General features: G+C 40.2%; 12 protein-coding genes. 3 read left to right on the top strand and 9 right to left on the bottom strand.

What is annotated here, in order from left to right; translation table 11 throughout:
* Positions 1-300: 300 nt before the first annotated feature.
* The 3 genes from V5M36_RS13330 to V5M36_RS13340 are packed head-to-tail and all read right to left on the bottom strand — an operon-like array spanning position 301 to position 3,122.
* On the bottom strand, positions 301-1,371 hold the full coding sequence (locus tag V5M36_RS13330; protein WP_338559852.1) for a DUF6670 family protein: 1,071 nt from the start codon (positions 1,369-1,371) through the stop codon (positions 301-303).
* Between the two features lie 33 nt (positions 1,372-1,404).
* Complete coding sequence (gene pssA / locus V5M36_RS13335; protein ID WP_338559854.1) at positions 1,405-2,229, bottom strand: CDP-diacylglycerol--serine O-phosphatidyltransferase; 825 nt, start codon at positions 2,227-2,229, stop codon at positions 1,405-1,407.
* Between the two features lie 35 nt (positions 2,230-2,264).
* Complete coding sequence (locus V5M36_RS13340) at positions 2,265-3,122, bottom strand: 23S rRNA (adenine(2030)-N(6))-methyltransferase RlmJ (protein ID WP_338559856.1); 858 nt, start codon at positions 3,120-3,122, stop codon at positions 2,265-2,267.
* A 116-nt stretch (positions 3,123-3,238) separates the two neighbouring features.
* On the opposite strand from V5M36_RS13340, the gene V5M36_RS13345 reads away from it, so the two are divergent.
* The 3 genes from V5M36_RS13345 (at position 3,239) to V5M36_RS13355 (ending at position 6,088) form a co-directional block, all read left to right on the top strand.
* Entirely contained in the window at positions 3,239-3,841 is a 603-nt protein-coding gene (locus tag V5M36_RS13345) for a 2OG-Fe(II) oxygenase (RefSeq protein ID WP_338559858.1), read from the top strand.
* Between the two features lie 58 nt (positions 3,842-3,899).
* On the top strand, positions 3,900-4,427 hold the full coding sequence (locus V5M36_RS13350; protein ID WP_338559860.1) for a hypothetical protein: 528 nt from the start codon (positions 3,900-3,902) through the stop codon (positions 4,425-4,427).
* A gap of 251 nt (positions 4,428-4,678) precedes the next feature.
* Entirely contained in the window at positions 4,679-6,088 is a 1,410-nt protein-coding gene (locus V5M36_RS13355) for a tryptophan halogenase family protein (RefSeq protein ID WP_338559862.1), read from the top strand.
* A 312-nt stretch (positions 6,089-6,400) separates the two neighbouring features.
* On the opposite strand, the gene V5M36_RS13360 is transcribed toward V5M36_RS13355, so the two are convergent.
* From V5M36_RS13360 to V5M36_RS13390, 6 genes are all read right to left on the bottom strand, one after another.
* A complete protein-coding gene (locus tag V5M36_RS13360; protein ID WP_338559864.1) occupies positions 6,401-14,827 on the bottom strand; it encodes an Ig-like domain-containing protein in 8,427 nt (2,808 codons plus the stop codon).
* Positions 14,828-15,615: 788 nt separating this feature from the next.
* A complete protein-coding gene (locus tag V5M36_RS13370) occupies positions 15,616-15,873 on the bottom strand; it encodes a DUF2789 family protein (protein WP_338559866.1) in 258 nt (85 codons plus the stop codon).
* Positions 15,874-15,981: 108 nt separating this feature from the next.
* Positions 15,982-16,230 (bottom strand): DUF2789 family protein, encoded by a 249-nt coding sequence (locus V5M36_RS13375; protein WP_338559868.1) that lies wholly within the window; start codon positions 16,228-16,230, stop codon positions 15,982-15,984.
* 179 nt (positions 16,231-16,409) lie between these two features.
* Positions 16,410-17,396 (bottom strand): malate dehydrogenase, encoded by a 987-nt coding sequence (locus tag V5M36_RS13380; RefSeq protein WP_338559870.1) that lies wholly within the window; start codon positions 17,394-17,396, stop codon positions 16,410-16,412.
* A 166-nt stretch (positions 17,397-17,562) separates the two neighbouring features.
* Entirely contained in the window at positions 17,563-18,222 is a 660-nt protein-coding gene (locus V5M36_RS13385; protein WP_338559872.1) for a ribonuclease T2 family protein, read from the bottom strand.
* Positions 18,223-18,265: 43 nt separating this feature from the next.
* Positions 18,266-20,170 carry a lytic transglycosylase domain-containing protein gene (locus V5M36_RS13390; RefSeq protein WP_338564227.1) on the bottom strand — a complete coding sequence of 635 codons (1,905 nt, stop codon included), beginning with the start codon at positions 20,168-20,170 and terminating at the stop codon, positions 18,266-18,268.
* Positions 20,171-20,274: the final 104 nt, after the last annotated feature.

Raw genomic sequence — 20,274 nt, forward strand, 5'->3', positions numbered from 1 at the left:
GTTGTTCTTCATAATCTCTTAATGATCTTCTTGCTGATTCGTCACCAGCAAGCTAGGTCGGCTATACTACTCTCTTTCTGAGAATAGTCAACAGGTTTTGCTCATTAATTTTAAACTTCTTCAAAACACTAAAGATTTAAACCTTTCAGCTAAATCCTTGTTTCTCAACAAGTTTTAATCAACATCACCGCCGATGGATGTGCATTCTACAGCATTTCCTACACCGCACAACCCCTTTTTTTATTTATTTCTCAAAAATACGTTTAACTGTTTATTTTTTCTTCAAAATAGGGATTTTCTTTACTTTTTAAGTGTACAGGGCACTGAACTGGCCACCATTTCGCTATTTTTTGCGTGACTATTCTTCTCTTGCCACTTTAAAGGACGACAATCGATGTATTCACAGTAGCCACTTTCACCTGCTTCCTCAACGCCATCAATAACAACTTTATACTGAAAACTTCCCACATAGCCCGCTGCTAAACCAAATTTAAAATCACCACGGCTCTGTCCATAGATATGAATACTTTTACTGGCATTTTTAAAATTCCATTCAAACTCCCGAGGTAAGTACATATCCTGCTGATTCGGTGTCGTCACTTTTGGATAAACACGATGCACTTTAAAGTAGACATTTTCATCAAACATTTCAGAAGTATTATTGGTTAAATCTCGAAGGTAGATTCTAGACTGCATAATCTGATTAAAATTATTTCGAATCTGTGCAAGAAGCAATTGTCGCTGATGGCTTAAATTTATAATTTGATAGGTGAAAAAGCATAAAGGTAAATAAGGCAAATTCATTGCGCGTGCATATTCAAAAGCACCCAAATGATTGATCGAATACTTTTGCCCTTTATAAACAATATCACCCTTGCAATGACACATCAGCGACCAGTGATCAAAAAGTCCAAATTTAAACTTGGTAAAATGTGAAATAATCGGCTTGGTTTCTATTTTTAGATTTACCGACAATTCATCATCATTTCGAATCAATTGAAAATGGGGAATATGCCCTCTAAGACTTTCGCGATCAGCAAATTGGAACTGCTCATCCCCGAATGTACAATCATCAGCAATAGAATAAGCATTAAAATGACCCAACATATGCGGGCTTATACTACTGATTAGAGATACGGTATCTAAAGCACTATGTTTAATAGCAGATTGATTACGCAGCATAGGCGCATTGGGCTGACCAATGATGGTCAAAAAATTAAAATAGTGTAATGGTGCGGGTAATCCAGGAATCATCAATCCTTGATGAATAATTTTAAATCTTCCTTTAGGCCCATGATATTTAAGCTTAAAAGAAAACTGAGCTTGATTCAGTTGTTTTGAGTCATCGACCAAATTCATTAACAACTGCATATCAAGCTCCTTTTATTTCATATTATTTTTAATCTAACCTACCCGCTTGCGTGCCATAAAAGTTGTCACGAACCCTGATAGTGCGTAGATAATTGAAATGACTAAAATACCAACAGGAATATTATAGGTCACTGCTGCAAAAATAAACACAATGATTGGTAACACAGCAAACGGTACACGTTTTCTTTCTACCGTTTTAAATGAATAGTATTTAATATTCGATATCATCAACAAACCAACAGCCACAATCAATACGGCATTGATCACTTGTATACCACGTTCACGAAGTTCAAATATTTCAGGGAAGTCAATGCCGACCCAAACCAAAGAAATGATCATGACCGCTGCCAATGGACTAGCAACACCAATAAAGTATCGTTTATCCACGACTGCAATTTGAACATTGAATCGTGCTAAACGGAATGCCGCACATGCGGTATATACAAAACACGCTGCCAGACCAATGCGACCTAAATCATGCAAGCTCCAGCTATACATTAAGATCGCAGGTGCCACACCAAATGCCAGCATATCTGACAATGAATCAAACTGCTCTCCAAATGGACTTTGTGCACCAATAGCGCGTGCAACACGACCATCCAATCCGTCAAACAAGGCTGCAATAAAAATGGCATAAATTGCTTGGGTATATTCCCCATTCATACTGGCAATGATCGAATAAAAACCTGACAACAATGCCGCTGTGGTGATGAGATTTGGCCATAGATAGATTCCACGACGTTTAACCTTCTGCCCTTCTTGGGTATGTTCCTCTTCTTCCACTTCAAAAGTAATACCATCAAAACCTGGTACATCACGTGTAGAAGATTCGCTTTCAGGTTTATTTATATTTGTCATGTAATCTATCCTAACAGTAGCCTTATCTTTTTAATTTATTCGCCAACCAACCAACGTACCGCAGCATGTCCGCCATTTTCAGTCATACGCAAATGTGGGAACAACCATTGCAATGCTTCATCTGCATCTTCTGAGAATTTCCATGGTGGATTAATCACCAGTAAACCACAACCATTTAGTCCAACTGGCGTATCATCAGGCCATACACATATTTCGCATACCAACTGACGACGAATACCTGTTTTCATCATTTTCTTTTCAAAACGATCAATCATTGCGCGATCTTTAATTGGATACCATACAGCAAAACAACCCGTCGGCCATTTACGATGTGCAACTGTAAGTAAATCGACCAATTGTGGGAAATCTTTTCGTTCCAATTCATAGGGTGGATCAATCATCACCAAACCACGTTTTTCTTTCGGTGGAATCACACCAAAAAGCCCTTCATAAACATCACGCTCATGCAAACCTGCACGGCGATCACGAATGTTCATATAAAGCTGCTGAAATACATCTTTTTGCATTTCAAAAATAGTCGCTTTATCCATATCACGCATGTTTTCTAATGCAAACCATGGTGAACCTGGATAAGCACCACGACCTGATCCTTCACGCATTTTTTCAACAATTTTTAAATATTGCTGTACGCCTTCAGGTGCATTACGGATAATCGAATCATCCAGTTTGACCAAGCGATGAATACCATTTAAAAACTCACCAGACTTTTGTGCTGCTGACGTTGATAAATCATACTTACCCGCACCACCATGTGTGTCTACATAGTGATAAGGTTTGTCTTTTGCATTCAAACGATTCAAGATTTGAAGCAATAAAATATGCTTCATTACATCTGCAAAGTTACCCGCATGGAAATGGTGACGGTAATTCATGTTTCTTTAATTCCTAATATCAACTGCTATTTTAGCATGAAAAATAGTTTCATTCCGATGCTTATCTTGCTCTAGAATAGTTCTCCTTTTTCATATCCTATTATCTGGTTTTGTGTATGGACAGTGTTCTACTCCCAAATTCATGGAATATTGAGCAAATTTTGGATGATTTAGATCAACAGGGTTTCGCTCTCATTGATCATGCCTACCCAACCGATTATGTAAAACAATTGGTTGAAGAGTGTAGTTTGCATTTAAATCATTTTCGTGACGCGGCAGTCCAGAATGGCGTAATTAGTAGCATTCGTAGCGACCATATTTTGTGGATTCATGCAGGATTAGAAAAAGCGCAACAACACATTCAGGCGCTAAAAGCGCTCAGTAATGAACTTAATCGCGCTTATTATTTAGGGATTAAAGATACAGAAGCGCATTTTGCCTGTTATAACGCAGGAGAATTTTATGCCTTACATCGGGATAACCCGCAAGGTAAAAATGGTCGTGTTATTTCGACCGTCTATTATTTACATGAAAATTGGCAAGATGATTGGGGCGGCGAATTACGCTTACAGGATAAAAATGATCAATGGCATATTATTCAACCCAAATCGAATCGCATTGTTATTTTCCAAAGTGATTTATTGCATGAAGTGATCCAAGCGCAACAACAACGTTTATCCATTACTGCTTGGCTACGTAACGACAATTCAATTCTTTGACTTTAAATTTATAAATGCATCCTCATATATAGGCTATTCATAGATGAGGATGTCACCGATGCGCGTAGACACAAAACAAATTATTCAACGTATTGGTGAAACTGATCAGCTGTATTTAGAAGGCAATACTCCCCAACTTGCGCTGGAGCGTGCAGATTTACGTTTATATTTGGTTACGCTGAGCAACCTTCGTCAGGAGCAAGTATATTTTCTGCAAGAAGCCGTTGTGATCTTGGAGCAAGGCAGAGTTGAATTTGATGAAATGCCAATGTCTGTCTATATGGATTTGTCATTATATTTAGCTAAAGCGTATATGATCTATTATGAGATCACCAAAGAATTACGCTTTGCTTTGATTACTCAACAAATTTTGAAACCCATTGTGAGCGATGAGTACGGCGACGTGTATTTCTTTTTAGCTTATGCGGCTATTTCTAAAGCAGAACTTTCAATGACGCGACATTGGCTGACCAAATACGGTAAAACAGCTGCTTTTGATGCATCACTCCTGCAAGAACATCCTGCGTTCCAAGCCTTACATACAGAAACTTGGTTTATACAATTAATGAGGATTAAATTGCATTAATTTAATTCTTATTTGATTTTTCCTATTTAAAAAAAACGCCCAATTTGGGCGTTTTTTTTCAGTAAGCCGCTTGTGCAAATATACAAAAGAACCTCTTACAACAATGCTAAATGGTTTGAATGCTGTTCCTAGAAAAAGACTCGGATTTAAAAATGCAAGTCAGATTCTCTCTTCAGTTACTCTCTAGTAAATTAATGTTAAACTTTAAATGCTCATCTAAAAATATAAAATAAAAATGGTGTAATTATAAAATGCTAGACTTTAGAAATATAAAGACAATATCAATCATTGGTGGTGGAACAGCTGGTTGGTTTGCCGCATTAACATTAAAAAAAATGTTCGATTCCAATATCACCGTTCAGCTTATTGAATCCCCTCAAATTGGCATAGTCGGTGTTGGTGAGGGAGGCTTAATCAATTTAATTCAAGCTTTGAATAATTTAAACATTCCTACTAGCGAGTTTATGTTAGAAACAGGAGCTTCATTTAAATGGGGTTTTTGTTATGAAGGATGGCGTACCGGACTCAAAGATGATGAATATTATCATCTGTTTACTGATCCGAAAGTGAGACCATTTTCCCTCAATTTTGATGGATTCTATCCAGAAGTCTGTTCGATCATTTCTCAACATATTCCCCTCAGTAATGTTACGCCTGCATTCAGTGCAATCAGGAATAGAGTATCTCAGTCTGAGGCAGCTAAAATTTTAACCCATGGTGATCAAGGAATAAGTTCTTCATTACACTTTGATAGTCATAGAGTCGCAAAATTTTTGGCTAAAAAAGCAGAAGAACGAGGCGTCAGCCATATACAAACAAAAGTAAAGGATATTTTATTTGATGAGCAAGGAATGGCAGAAAAAATAGTGACTGAAAATGGCGTGATTGATACCAATTTCATCATTGATGCTTCTGGATTCTCTCGATTCATTATTGGACATAAATTAAAAAGTAACTGGAAGTCATTCAAAGAATATTTATTATTAGACTCGGCCATTCCTTTCCATATTCCACATCAAAATAATCAACCAGAATTGGTTACACGTGCAACGGCAATGAAAGCTGGATGGATGTGGCAAATCCCTTTAGTTGAAAGAATTGGTGCGGGTTATGTATTTAATAGTGAATTTACTTCAGAAGAAGATGCAATAAAAGAAGTTGAAAATTATTTTGATTTTAAAATTGAACCGCAAAGAACTTTAAAATTTGAACCAGGACATTTTGAAGAAGTTTGGCAAAAAAATGTCATGGCGCTAGGACTATCATCTGGTTTTGTCGAGCCATTGGAAGCAACATCGATAGGTCAAATGCTCGAGCAGCTGAGGATGTTTGAAAATGTCGTTACAAAGAGTGGTTTAGTGGTCTCTGATTTAAGCATAGCGCAATTTAACCAAGCAAATGAAGCGAGTTGGCAAGGGATCAGAGATTTTTTACGTATGCATTATGATTGTCCACGTATAGATACGCCCTTTTGGAAAAAAGTAAATGAAACACCTTATCCGGAAAGTTATAAAGCTATAAAAGAAGTGTTTATGCAAAGGTGCCCGCGAACTGAAGATATAAAAGGATATGCTCAACATGGATGGAATGGTATTTTCCATGTCATCAATTGGATCTATGTAGCGCAAGCTTTGGGATTGATTTCTGCAGAGATGAATTAGTGCTTCTAACATCCAAAATAAATCAGTAGCATAAAATAATTATAATTATTCATAGACTCTCAGATGGCATGCAACAAAGATAAATATGGGTAGGTGTTAAGATGCGTTAGCATTATTTTTTCGATCGATCAAAGTCAAAGTTGCACTGTTCAACCACTGAATAAATGTATAAAAATTAAATAAATCCTTGTTTTTAATTCTTTGTTTTTAATTCCTTATACAACCAAGCCGTTTTATCTCAAATACTCATTGAAGATCATAAAAAATGGTGCCTAGGCACCATTTTTTCAACCAATTTTAATCAAACAGATTTTAGCCAATTGTGATTTGATGATTTGCAAGTAAGGTTTCCAAATCTGTACGTACATTATTTAGTGTCGCTAATGTTGTATAGTTTATTCCACCAACTGCACCATCTCGGTCTATACCAATCACGCTATTATTACCCACTTGAGTAACACTAATATAGTTAGCAATCGTGTCACCTGTATCGATAGTCGCTACACCATTAATATAACGTGCAGCACCATCGAGATCGGCTGTATAACCAACCAATAAATCTTTGATATCAATGATATCTGCATTAGGCGTAGCCTCAACAGTTCCAACCGTGAATCCATTCACTATATCTGAACCATTTCCACCCGTTGCATCAGCATTATTAAGCAGCTTATACATCAGCGTGTCTTGTCCACCTTTGCTTAAGTCAAAAATATCATTCCCACCACGGCCATCAAAATAATTATTCAGTGCATTACCTGAGAGTGTATCAATACCCGATCCACCTGCAACACCTTCAATATTTTTCAGCGTGACAGTACCAAAGCCAGTATTTTGTGCTGTTAAAATAGACAGATCGACGACAAGTGGCGTGCTACCTGCAAGTTTATAATCAATGATATCTAAACCACCGGTATTGCTCCATGATTTAATACCAGAAATCGTGGTGGTACCACCTGAGCCATTGTAGATATCATTACCTAAGGTCGCAAAGAATGTATCATTATAGCCCGTACCCACAATGCCATTACCCTTATTGGCATTAGCAACATTGTCGGCCGCCTCAGTGGTCAATACATAGGCATGATTCGCTTCTTTTGCTTTCAAGCCAGCCCATGCAGTATTTACAATTTCAACTGTATTACTTCCAACACTCGTGACACCACCAACATCCGCTGCAGCATTATTTTTCTGGCGCAATATCACTGCACTATATGTTTTTGATGCATCTAAATTATAGAAATCAACAATCCCTGTGCTGTCATTGGTTTGGTTACCAGATTGAGCATTGATCATTTGAGTAGAAACAACACGTCCTGTCGCCTCATCAACCAATTGAACTGTATTACCATATAAAGAATTAATCCCTTCTTCATCCAATATTCTTAAATGAATACTGGTTCCATAAGCGACATTGTTTTTATTCTCAATATAGGTGGTTTGTCCTTTAACAGTGAACGCCAATAAGTCACGATCACCATCCCAATCTATATCAATCGCTACCGCACCTGTCACTGGACCACTATTCGTTCCAGAAACAGCACTTGTACCAATCGTCGTTTTACCGATTTCTGTTAATAAATTAGTGGTTGTAAAGCTCACCACGCCCGCAGCAGTGGTATTGGTATATAAGTTAATTGGACCTGTATTATCTGCATTAGCTACGCCACCACTATTTCCCATTCCCGGCAATTCGATAACATCCATCTTTCCATCATGGTTCCAATCTAATGCTATAGAGGCACCACCAGCGACCTTATCACTAAATACATATTTTCCAGCAGCAGTAGGATTACCAATCCCATCACCATTCGGATCACTAAAGATTAATTTACCTGCTCCATCATTGAAGTAGATACGACTTGCATATTCCTCAGCAGTGTAGTCGGATCTTGAGGGAGCAGTATCACTTTCACTACCACGACCCAAGAACAGATCCATGTAACCGTCACCGTTGAAGTCAGCCCATGTCATTGCGACACCGTTACCAATGCCTGGATCATCATCTGTACCACGCTGGAATACGTTGTCGATAATCTGATCAACGTTCCAAGCCTCTGTATTTGTCCCTTTTGCAATTACAAGTCGCGCATTATTGTCGCTTAATGCACCAGAAGATGAAATTCTAGAACCATCTGCAACAATGTTTTGGCTATGCATTGCAAAGTCAACAATACCATCATTGTTAATATCTACCCCAGATAACTCCATATCTGGCTGGGATTGATCAGGTCCAATAGGCTGACGATCAGCAATTGTGGCGTAATCCGTTGCAAAATGACCATCCTTTGACATTCCAAAAACAGTTCCATCATTATTCAAAACAATTTGAGAACCGTATCCACCTCTAATTGCACTATCATTAGGTGTTTGGTCACCTATAATCATATCAACCAAACCATCACCATTTTTATCAATAGCCATGATCCCACCATACCAACTCCAAGTATTGGCGCTATCAGGTGTATTTACATCTCCTGCGAATCCCCCTGGTTGACCAGTACTCGGAAACGCACCTACTTGATACGCTGTATACGTCGTTCCGTTATAATAGAACATTTGTTGACCATCATCGTATCTATTATCAACAGCAAATAGATCCATCAAACCATCACGGTTAAAATCAATAAATGTCGCATTTTGAACATAATTTTGCGTGTCATAACCTCTGCCACCATCATTACTCTGAATAGCAGTACTGCTAAAGCTTCCAAGTGTTGAAGATGATGTCCCATTTGCATCCAGCATCGTTTGGTTCGTATGAATTCGCCATACACCTTCTTGACCAATCGTGACTGCTGTTCCTTTTTGATCTGGATCACCACCACCCGCACCAACTGTTACAACAGGTGTAGGAGCAACCACTAATTCATTTGCAGTATCATCCTGAGTGATGACCAATCCAGTCGCTTCTTTTAAGGTTGCAACAACATTATAGGTGCCTACAGGAAGAGCTTTATCATTAGGAATTTGCACATACCAAGTGTTATTTAATGCATCAATAACAACTTGACCCGTTTGAGAGGAGTAAGTCTGACCATTCACCGTCACTTCAAGATATTCACCTGGTAGAATTTTAAAACCAGTTGATCCACTAATAATAGGGGTAATATCTAAGGTATTTTGAGTATTGATATTTACTGTTAAATCAATGTTAATCAATAAATTATTACTTTGCGGACCAAGATTCCCAGCCGCATCAACAACGCTCGCATAATAGGTATATGATTGACCATCACTTAGATTAGAACTGATCTCATAAGTCCATGCTGTTCCAACTGTATTTGCATATCCTAATAAACTTGTATTTCCACCATTCACCTGATAAACAGCAATTTGTTCACCAGCTCCTAAGGTAGAATTTACGGTGCCGTTTAATACGGGAGTACGGTCATCTGTTGTTGAACCCGTGTTAAAGTTACCTGTCATTCCACCAACGTCATCGGTATAGTTTGTGATTGTGACTAACTGAGTCGGTGCCACAGTATCAATCACAATCGCTTGAGTATCTGTGCTTCCAACATTACCAGCATCATCAACAACACGTGCTAGATAACTAAAGTTAGTGCTATGAACGGTAGCATCAACCAAACTCCATGTCGTACCTGCTGTGATTGCATCAATCCAAGTCGTACCACCATCATTAGATACTTGTACTTTTTCTCCAACACTCAAAGCAGTCGTTAACGTACCACTGACAGTCAAGGTCGTATCATTCGTTAAAAAGTCAGTGCTAGATATACCTGTATCTGTACTAATTGCAGAGATCTGAATCAGGTTTGAAGCACTAGGAGCAGAAGTATCTACAGAAATTGCATAGTTATTCGATACTAAACCTTGGTTGCCGGCAGCATCTTCTAAGCTTGCTGCGTAGATATACGTATTACCATCCACAAGTCCAGCATCTGCAAATATCCACGTTGTACCTGTGACTATTGCTGTACCTACCTTGACACCATCACGATACATCACAACAACTTCGTCTGAGCCTAAAGTCGCGCTAATCGTTCCTTCAATACTCGGTGTTACATCATTTGTTGATCCGTTATTCGCAACAATACCTGTTTGTGGAGCAAAATTATCAATGACTTGAGTAATGACCGTCGTTTGTGTTGGTGCATCAGTATCAACCGTAATCGTATACGCAGCTGATGCTGGGCTTTGATTACCACCTGCAGTTTCAACTCGTGTTGTATAGACATAGGTATTGCCATTGCTCAAACCACTGTCATTAAATGCCCATGTGGTTCCTGTAACTGTTGCTGTTCCTATCACGACATTATCACGTAATACAACAACGGTTTCCGTGCCCGTAAGTGCTGTTGCAATCGAGCCTGTCAATTGCGGGCTGATGTCATTGGTCGCGCCATTATTCGCAACCACTCCTGTTTGTGGTGCAACATCATCAATAACCGATAAGATCTGTACCGATTGGCTTGAACCACTGGTATCCACAGAGATTGCATAGTTATTCGACACTAAGCCTTGGTTGCCCGCAGCATCTTCAACTCGCGCTGTATAGGTATAGCTTGAACCACTCGCCAAGCCAGCATCCGCAAATGTCCATGTTGTACCTGTGACTGTTGCTGTACCAACTTTGACACCATCACGATATATCGCAACAACTTCGCCTGAACCCAAAGTCGCGCTAATCGTTCCTTCAATGCTTGGTGTATCATCATTGGTGAAGGCACCATTGGCAACAGTACCTAAACCTGGTGCTACGTTATCCAGCACAGTCGTAATGATCGTTGTTTGTGTTGGCGCATCAGTGTCAACCGTAATCGTATACGCAGCTGATGCTGGGCTTTGATTACCACCTGCAGTTTCAACTCGTGTTGTATAGACATAGGTATTGCCATTGCTCAAACCACTGTCATTAAATGCCCATGTGGTTCCTGTAACTGTTGCTGTTCCTATCACGACATTATCGCGTAATACAACAACGGTTTCCGTGCCCGTAAGTGCTGTTGCAATCGAGCCTGTCAATTGCGGGCTGATGTCATTGGTCGCGCCATTATTCGCAACCACTCCTGTTTGTGGTGCAACATCATCAATAACCGATAAGATCTGTACCGATTGGCTTGAACCACTGGTATCCACAGAGATTGCATAGTTATTCGACACTAAGCCTTGGTTGCCCGCAGCATCTTCAACTCGCGCTGTATAGGTATAGCTTGAACCACTCGCCAAGCCAGCATCCGCAAATATCCATGTTGTACCTGTGACTGTTGCTGTACCAACTTTGACACCATCACGATATATCGCAACAACTTCGCCTGAACCCAAAGTCGCGCTAATCGTTCCTTCAATACTTGGTGTATCATCATTGGTGAAGGCACCATTGGCAACAGTACCTAAACCTGGTGCTACGTTATCCACCACAGTCGTAATGATCGTTGTTTGTGTTGGCGCATCAGTGTCAACCGTAATGGTATAAGAGTTCGATATACCACCTTGGATGAATGCTGCATTTTCTACATATGAGGTATAGGTATAATTTGATCCAGAACTCAAACCAGTATCATTATATGTCCATGTAGTTCCTGCAACTGTCGCTTTTCCAAGCACTACACCATCACGTAGAACGATCACACTTTCACCAACATTCAACGCCGCACTAATCTGCCCCTCAATCACTGGTGTCGTATCATTGGTCGCGCCGTTATTTGCAACGGTACCAATTTGTGGCGCGAAGTCATCTTGCACCGCAATAATTGTTGTAGTTTGTGTTGGACCACCTGTCTCAATGGTTACATTATAATTTGATGAGCTATTTCCTGTATTGCCAGCTGCATCTTCGACACGTGCTGTATATGTATAGCTTGAACCACTCGCTAAACTACTATCTACATAGGTCCAAGTCGTATTGGTCACTGTCGCTGTGCCAACTTTAACCCCATCACGATAGACTGCAACAACTTCACCTAAGCCTAATACCGTACTGATCGTACCTTGTAGCTCTGGGGTGGTGTCATTTGTCGTACCACCATTGGCAACAGTACCTAAACCAGGTGCTACGTTATCCAGCACAGTCGTAATAACCGTTGTTTGTGTTGGCGCGCTGGTATCGACAGAAATACTATAATTGCTAGAAATCGCACCACGATTGCCAGCGCCATCTTCTACGCGTGCTGTATAAATATAAGTACGACCATCGGTTAAACCAGCATCCGCAAATGTCCACGTTGTGCCTGTCACTGTTGCAGTTCCAACGACTGCTCCATCACGTAATACTACAACTTGCTCACCGCTGTTCAAAATAGCACTGATGGTTCCACCAAGTAATGGTGTCGTATCATTAGTTGCTCCATTATTCGCAACAATTCCTAAGCCTGGTGCTACATCATCAGTCACTGTTGAAATAACGACCGATTGGGTTGGTGCACTCGTATCTACAGTAATTGAATAGTCATTCGATACCAAACCTTGGTTACCAGAAACATCTTCTACTCGTGCTGTATAAACATAATTTACGCCATCAGCCAAGCCGGTATCTGCAAATGTCCAAATCGAATTGGTCACCGTTGCTGTACCCACTTTACCCCCATCACGATAGACCGCAACAACTTCACCTAAGCCTAACACTGTACTGATCGTACCTTGCAGTTCTGGGGTAACATCATTGGTTACGCCACCATCTAAAACATTTCCAATTTGTGGTGCTACGTTATCAACAATATTACTAATGACTACCGTTTGTGTTGGCGCGATGGTATCGACTGAAATACTATAGTTGGTAGAAATCGCACCACGATTGCCCGCCGCATCCTCTACGCGTGCTGTATAAATATAAGTACGACCATCGGTTAAACCAGCATCCGCAAATGTCCACGTTGTGCCTGTCACTGTGGCAGTTCCAACGACTGCTCCATCTCGTAAAATAACAACTTGTTCACCGCTGTTCAAAACAGCGCTGATGGTTCCTCCAAGTAATGGTGTCGTATCATTGGTTGCTCCGTTATTCACAACATTACCTAAGCCTGGCGCTACATCATCGGTTACTGATGCAATAACGACAGATTGTGTTGGTGCTATGGTATCCACAATCACTTGTATCGGATCACTGTGCTCACTGCTATTCCCCGCTGGATCGGTGATCGTATAGCGAATTTCGTGTGAACCTTCAGGAAGTGGATTAACAGGCGTTAATGTTCCTGTATTTGGATCATAGATAGACGGAACTTTGACACCATCGACGATTAAGTTTGGTGTTTCACCTGTGGTGATTGGACCAAGAATAATTCCAGGTGTGCTGTCATCCGTCGCTGTGCCACTTGAGAATGTGCCTTGTTTGTCACCTTGATTGTCAATGAAGCCTTCTGGGCTAGTGGGCTTCGTCGGTGCTGTGGTATCCACAATCACTTGTATCGGATCACTGGGCTCACTGCTATTCCCCGCTGGATCAGTGATGGTATAGCGAATTTCGTGTGAACCTTCAGGAAGTGGATTAACAGGCGTTAATGTTCCTGTATTTGGATCATAGATAGACGGAACTTTGACACCATCGACGATTAAGTTTGGTGTTTCACCTGTGGTGATTGGACCAAGAATAATTCCAGGTGTGCTGTCATCTGTCGCTGTGCCACTTGAGAATGTGCCTTGTTTGTCACCTTGATTGTCAATGAAGCCTTCTGGGCTAGTGGGCTTCGTCGGTGCTGTGGTATCCACAATCACTTGTATCGGATCACTGTGCTCACTGCTATTCCCCGCTGGATCGGTGATCGTATAGCGAATTTCGTGTGAACCTTCAGGAAGTGGATTAACAGGCGTTAATGTTCCTGTATTTGGATCATAGATAGACGGAACTTTGACACCATCGACGATTAAGTTTGGTGTTTCACCTGTGGTGATTGGACCAAGAATAATTCCAGGTGTGCTGTCATCCGTCGCTGTGCCACTTGAGAATGTGCCTTGTTTGTCACCTTGATTGTCAATAAAGCCTTCTGGGCTAGTGGGCTTCGTCGGTGCTGTGGTATCCACAATCACTTGTATCGGATCACTGGGCTCACTGCTATTCCCCGCTGGATCAGTGATGGTATAGCGAATTTCGTGTGAACCTTCAGGAAGTGGATTAACAGGCGTTAATGTTCCTGTATTTGGATCATAGATAGACGGAACTTTGACACCATCGACGATTAAGTTTGGTGTTTCACCTGTGGTGATTGGACCGATAATAATTCCAGGTGTGCTGTCATCCGTCGCTGTGCCACTTGAGAATGTGCCTTGTTTGTCACCTTGATTGTCAATGAAGCCTTCTGGGCTAGTGGGCTTCGTCGGTGCTGTGGTATCTCCATCATTATTATCTTTATTTCTATTACCAGCCCACCACAATATTCCACCAGCTGTAGCAGGAATAAAAGCCCAAGCTAAGGGTCCAGCATAAGTATCGCTGTAAAGAAGTGGCTCAATACTTTCAATATAACCATATGTTATATTTTCTAATAATGCTCCATTTGCATCGGTAAACTGTACCCATAAAAGTTTATGTTGATCGTCTTCCAGAACTAAACTATTTTCAAACTGCTTGTCACCATTGTTAAAGAAATTCTCTATAACAATTTGTTCTCCAGTTTTAAGTGTAACAATAGCATCAGTGCCATTTTTTTCTATTTTAAGTACATCATTTTTATTTATCTTGAGGACAACAACAGAGGCTTCAGATAGAGCAACTTTGCTTCCCTCGGTTTCCGTTAGTAAATTATGCGTTTCTTTAGAGATTACTTTTATTTTAGGCATTTCATAGCCCTCCAGGGCTTTTATCTATTATAATAATGTGAACCAGTTGACCATAATGACCAAACTTGTGAAATAAATTACCATATTGTGCAAAAAAAAATCTCAGAACCTCAGACGAAGTGCAACTTGCTTCCGACCAAAAGTAGTTAAAATTACGCAATAAACGATGCTTGGTTGTCTAAAAGAGGAAAATAAGAGAAAGAAATGAGATTTCCACCTTATTACGGCCAGGTTCTTCAAAATGCTCTATTGTTTTTTGACTATGAGGATTAGCGTCTACCATCACTCGTGAAATCATAAGAAATAAATTTCGACAGCGTTGTTTTGCACAACATGCTCAAAAAAATCAAAATCTAGGCATGCTTGTTATCGATATAAAATTGACTTTTCGACATAGCGTGAAGTCGAAAGTATCTCAACCTTCAATCCAGTCCTGATTAAAAGTATCTTTCAAGTGAATATTAAGACGTGTCCTCATTTGGCATTGCACCCAAAAAAACAAGCAAACTAAAAACAAGACGACTTTAAAATTGTGAGCTAACGTCTCAATATGAGTTGCAATATCTCGGAAATACTTTAAGTGGGCGAAAACTTTTTCAACTCATGTATATATTGCAAAGAAGATCAATCATTTAAATAATGCTCAAATAAAAAAGACTCGGATTTAAAAAATCCGAGTCTTTTTTATTTCTGATGAGCTAAGCGTTCTAAAACGTCAGGTGTTTTATTTCAAACGCTAAGCTGAATTTTTTTTGAACGTTCTTCTTTAATGCTCATTTACTCTTAAATTAAGCCAATTGCAGTTTAGAAGAATCTAAGTGCAACTGTTGATTCAGCTCATCCACCCAAATAGCCCAATCATCATCTTGCACCAAATGGCTAATCAATAAAGAACGTTGAGATTTATTCCAAAATGGAGCGTCATGCAATGACACATTGGCAGCCAACTGATGGGTTCGCACGTATAGTTCAATCGCGGCAGCACTATTGGCAAGTCCAAGCTGAGAAAATAGTAATTCCAAGGATGGTTGGTGTTGTTTGAGCATCTCGCCCTCCTTATCAATTATATTGTGTATTCTTATTCATCAAATTTATTATAGATTCATCAAAAAACCTAGCGATTGGCGCTAGGTTTCTTGTATCAAATTGTGTTGTTATTTTTCTGCACCATCTTGTTGATGTAGCAAAGCATTTAAAGTATCGACTGGAATCGCCCATTCGTCATCTTTTTTCCAGTGTTCAATAATAAAGTCATGTTGATTTTTAGACCAGAAACTCGCTTTGTGTAAAGGTGTGTTTTGGTCTAACTGATGTTCTTCCACAAACTTTTCAATAGCATCTTGATCTGAATCTAAACCAAGTTGTTCAAATAACAATTCCAAGGTCGGCTGTTCATCAAACATTGTCTACTCCTCTGATCCATGATTGTTTCAACCATAAAATCCTAACCTGTTCAGTTTAAATAATCAGCTATTCACTTGGCGTGTTCATGTTATTTTTTGTAGAAGTTATTATTTTTTATCAATAAAAAAAGCACTCCAAGAAGAAGTGCTTTTTTCTAATCTAATCGTTTAAGATCAAATTATTTAATCATGTCAGCAATTGCTGCACGTTCTTCTTCAAGTTCATTTAGCGTGAAGTTGATACGCTCACGGCTGAACTCATCGATTTCAAGACCTTGAACGATTTTGTATTCACCGTTTTCAGTTGTCACAGGGAAACCGAACATCACACCTTCTGGAATACCATAAGAACCGTCAGAAGGGATACCCATTGTTACCCATTCTCCGTTTGTGCCAAGCGCCCAATCACGCATATGATCGATCGCAGCATTTGCAGCTGAAGCAGCTGAAGATAAACCACGTGCTTCAATAATCGCAGCACCACGTTTACCAACTGTTGGAAGGAATGTATTTGCATTCCAATCTTGGTCGTTGATCATGTCTTTAACGCTTTCGCCGTTGATTGTAGCAAAACGGTAGTCAGCATACATTGTAGGAGAGTGGTTACCCCAAACAGTAAGCGTTTTGATATCTTTAACTGCTTTACCAGTTTTAGCCGCAATTTGAGATGCAGCACGATTGTGATCAAGACGTAACATCGCTGTGAAGTTTTTCGCTGGAAGATCTGGAGCAGATTTCATTGCGATATAAGCATTCGTATTTGCAGGGTTACCAACAACTAGAACTTTCACGTCACGGCTAGCAACTTCGTTAAGTGCTTGACCTTGACCGATGAAGATTTCACCATTTACTTTTAATAAATCAGCACGTTCCATACCAGGACCACGTGGACGTGAACCTACTAACAACGCATAGTCAGCATCTTTAAATGCAACTTTAGGATCATCAGTACCTACCATACCTTCTAAAAGAGGGAATGCACAGTCTTGAAGCTCCATCATTACGCCTTTAAGCGCTTGTTGAGCTTTTTCGAAAGGAACTTCTAATAATTGCAAAATAACTGGTTGATCTTTACCCAACATTTCGCCGCTTGCGATACGGAAAAGTAAGCTATAACCAATTTGACCTGCAGCGCCTGTAACGGCAACACGAACGGCTTGCTTCATCTAATTATCTCCATAGAGGATATTCAATGCGATTAAACAGTTGTTCCATTTAATCTAAAAAACATAAACGCCAAGATTGTACTCCAATCATTCACGCTGTGCATGAAAAAGAGCTTGAATTTCAACAAAAGTATAATAGGAAAAATGAATAAAAAAGAATAAAAGCCTAGTAAGCGCCTTTGATGGTTATAACGCTTGGGCATGTCGTTGTCATTTGACTTGGGCATTGTTTATATCGCCCCTTGGTCGTATAGCATACATGGATATCAGTCAGCATCGCTGCACCTTTATGCTTTTGACAACTAAAACGGATCGCATCTTTTGTTAAACTTGGGTTTAGTTTTAAGAATTGATTTCGGAGCGATACTAATGTCATATCCTTAGTTCCCATGACACTTAAATCATTTGGAATTTTGAGCTGTTCTGCCTTCTTAATAATATCTCTAAAATACTGACTGGCGCTTAAAGGCACACAGCCTCCGATGTTTGCCCAGAGGGAATGACGGGCATACTCATCAGGCATCACACTGGCCACCACTTTGGATTGTAACGGCGATAACTTTGCAGAAGATAATGTCGCACAATCGCTTTGATTCGTCTCTGGCATCAAACCCACAATATTGAGAGAGTAGCCTTCTAAGCATTTACGTTTTTTCTTCAGTGAACTATCAATTTCGCAAACAGCAGGTGTCATCTGAATCGTCATGACATAGCCTTTTAAACCCACTGGCGAAGCAAAAACCTGAGTGACTGCCAAAGCACTACCAACACTAAATAATATTAATGCGGAATAGCGCTTGAAAGAAACTCGATTTTTAAATTGCATATAAACCAGACATCCAATGCTTAATTTGATTTAAATTGGCTCATCAGGGCGTACTACGTGTGGGTATGGTCGGCATACGACTCTCAATAGCTTGAGGTCCTTGACCTAAAATAACGCCATAATGCGCTGCATTTGTCATCACTTTTTTCACATAATCGCGCGTTTCATGTAAAGGAATAGACTCTGTATATTGGTCTGAAGCAAGGCTTTGAAACTCTGGTTGCCAACGACGTGCCCGAGTTAAACCCGCATTATAGCCAGCTGTCGCCAATACAGGATTATTACTTAACATCCCCTGAATCATCGAAAGATAATAGGTTCCATAACGAATATTTGTATTTGGATCTGTTAAAGCAGCAGGGTTATAGGTTTCACCCATTTTACGTGCTACGTCTTTCGCTGTTGCCGGCATAATTTGCATTAAACCACCTGCACCAACATGAGAGCGCGCAGCCGTCACAAAACGACTTTCTTGACGCATCAGACCATAAGCCCAAGAAGGATCAACACCCGCATTATTGCTGTGGGTAATCACTAAACCTTGATGCGGTGTTGGATAACGATAATGATAATTGTGCTTGCTAGACGTTCGTTCAGCCGCATAAATGGCACGATCATACCAACCCATTTCAGTTGCACGTTTGGCCGCTGCCAACAATAGGCCATCATCATTTTTCAAATAGGCCTGTCGTACCGCCCAATTCCATTCACGATTGATATAATTATCGGGTGCACTAATATTTTTTAAAGCAAAAGCACGGCGAAAATGAATGTCTTGATTTAAACGCTGTAAATCGCCACCTGAAGGTTCTGAACGATCTTTCGCTTCATTGTATCGAATACCTAAATGATCTTTCGCTAACAGATTGTGGTACTCATCGCCAGCCGCAGCTAAACGCTGGTATATTCCCTTTGCCGCTTGCTTAGAGGCAGGATCAGCTCTGTTTTCAGACGCTCTTGCCAACCAATATTGCCAGCGATCTTCTTGTTTTTGAGTCACACTCATCGCATCTATCGCACGTATCACACTTTCCCAGCTTCCAAAACGAATCGCCTGACGCGCATAAATTTCAGATTCTTCAGGTGTGAAAGGCACACCATAACTTGCATCAAAACTATTTAAAACGTCACGATTAAAATTATTTTTCATCACGGTCGTACCCCCGATATACGCCACGGTACGATGAATGTACTTTGCGACATCAGTGGGTACACCTTGAATCAACTTAGGTACTAACTGTAAAGCAGAATTCAAATCTGAATCTGCCGTACGTCCCAAGGCATAGACCATATACGCATAATCTTCGTTATTGTTTTTAGGCGCAGACCACAGGTAATTTAATGGATTGGCTTGAATTTGATTTAATTGTGCTAAAGATAAATTTAAACCGATGGTTTGCGCTGTTGCAATCGCCTGCCCTGCTTGGCCTGCTCTTAACTGCGCATACATACGCTGTTGACGATCAGACGTTGTGAGTAGAGGACTGGATAACATCAAGCGCCCTAAACCTGTGCATGATTCAGGCTGAGAATCCGTTTGCAACCAAACATTTTTATACTCTGCATACACCAATACATCACCCGTCTTTGCACGAACTTGTGCAACTGCACAACTTTCTGCTTGGTCTGCATTGGTCACGTATTGCAAAACAGGTTGAGCTGTCGCGAAATCTGCCTGTTTCACTTTTTCTTCGACGTAATCGGCTGACAATTTTTCTGCCATCGCAGATTGTGGATAGCGCTGGGCAAAACTGATGATACTACTTGCGGGTTGAAAACCTAAATTACTGTTCAGCATCCAATATTCTGGATAATACCCCAATGCGTCACCCTGCATCGCTGCTCGATACTGTTCAAGTTGACTGACATCGCCAGCATTTGCAAACCTTAAAGCGTCATTAAATTGCGTTTCAGCTGCATGCACGGCTGGAAAACTGGATAAAATCATGAGCCCATAGAAATATGATTTCAATGGCTTTTGTTTCAAAGTTTTTTTTAACACGCGTTTATTCTCAACTTTTTGACCTGCTGCCAGTACAACTGATTTGCATA

The organism is Acinetobacter sp. KS-LM10, from assembly GCF_036896575.1.
Lineage (GTDB): Bacteria > Pseudomonadota > Gammaproteobacteria > Pseudomonadales > Moraxellaceae > Acinetobacter > Acinetobacter avistercoris.

Coding starts and splice junctions, on each gene's coding strand:
- V5M36_RS13355 (WP_338559862.1), top strand. CDS start 4,679: ATGCTAGACTTTAGAAATATAAAGACAATATCAATCATTGGTGGTGGA.
- V5M36_RS13380 (WP_338559870.1), bottom strand. CDS start 17,396: ATGAAGCAAGCCGTTCGTGTTGCCGTTACAGGCGCTGCAGGTCAAATT.
- V5M36_RS13330 (WP_338559852.1), bottom strand. CDS start 1,371: ATGCAGTTGTTAATGAATTTGGTCGATGACTCAAAACAACTGAATCAA.
- V5M36_RS13360 (WP_338559864.1), bottom strand. CDS start 14,827: ATGCCTAAAATAAAAGTAATCTCTAAAGAAACGCATAATTTACTAACG.
- V5M36_RS13340 (WP_338559856.1), bottom strand. CDS start 3,122: ATGAATTACCGTCACCATTTCCATGCGGGTAACTTTGCAGATGTAATG.
- V5M36_RS13390 (WP_338564227.1), bottom strand. CDS start 20,170: ATGATTTTATCCAGTTTTCCAGCCGTGCATGCAGCTGAAACGCAATTT.
- V5M36_RS13375 (WP_338559868.1), bottom strand. CDS start 16,230: ATGTTTGATGAACAGCCGACCTTGGAATTGTTATTTGAACAACTTGGT.
- pssA (WP_338559854.1), bottom strand. CDS start 2,229: ATGACAAATATAAATAAACCTGAAAGCGAATCTTCTACACGTGATGTA.
- V5M36_RS13345 (WP_338559858.1), top strand. CDS start 3,239: ATGGACAGTGTTCTACTCCCAAATTCATGGAATATTGAGCAAATTTTG.
- V5M36_RS13370 (WP_338559866.1), bottom strand. CDS start 15,873: ATGCTCAAACAACACCAACCATCCTTGGAATTACTATTTTCTCAGCTT.
- V5M36_RS13350 (WP_338559860.1), top strand. CDS start 3,900: ATGCGCGTAGACACAAAACAAATTATTCAACGTATTGGTGAAACTGAT.
- V5M36_RS13385 (WP_338559872.1), bottom strand. CDS start 18,222: ATGCAATTTAAAAATCGAGTTTCTTTCAAGCGCTATTCCGCATTAATA.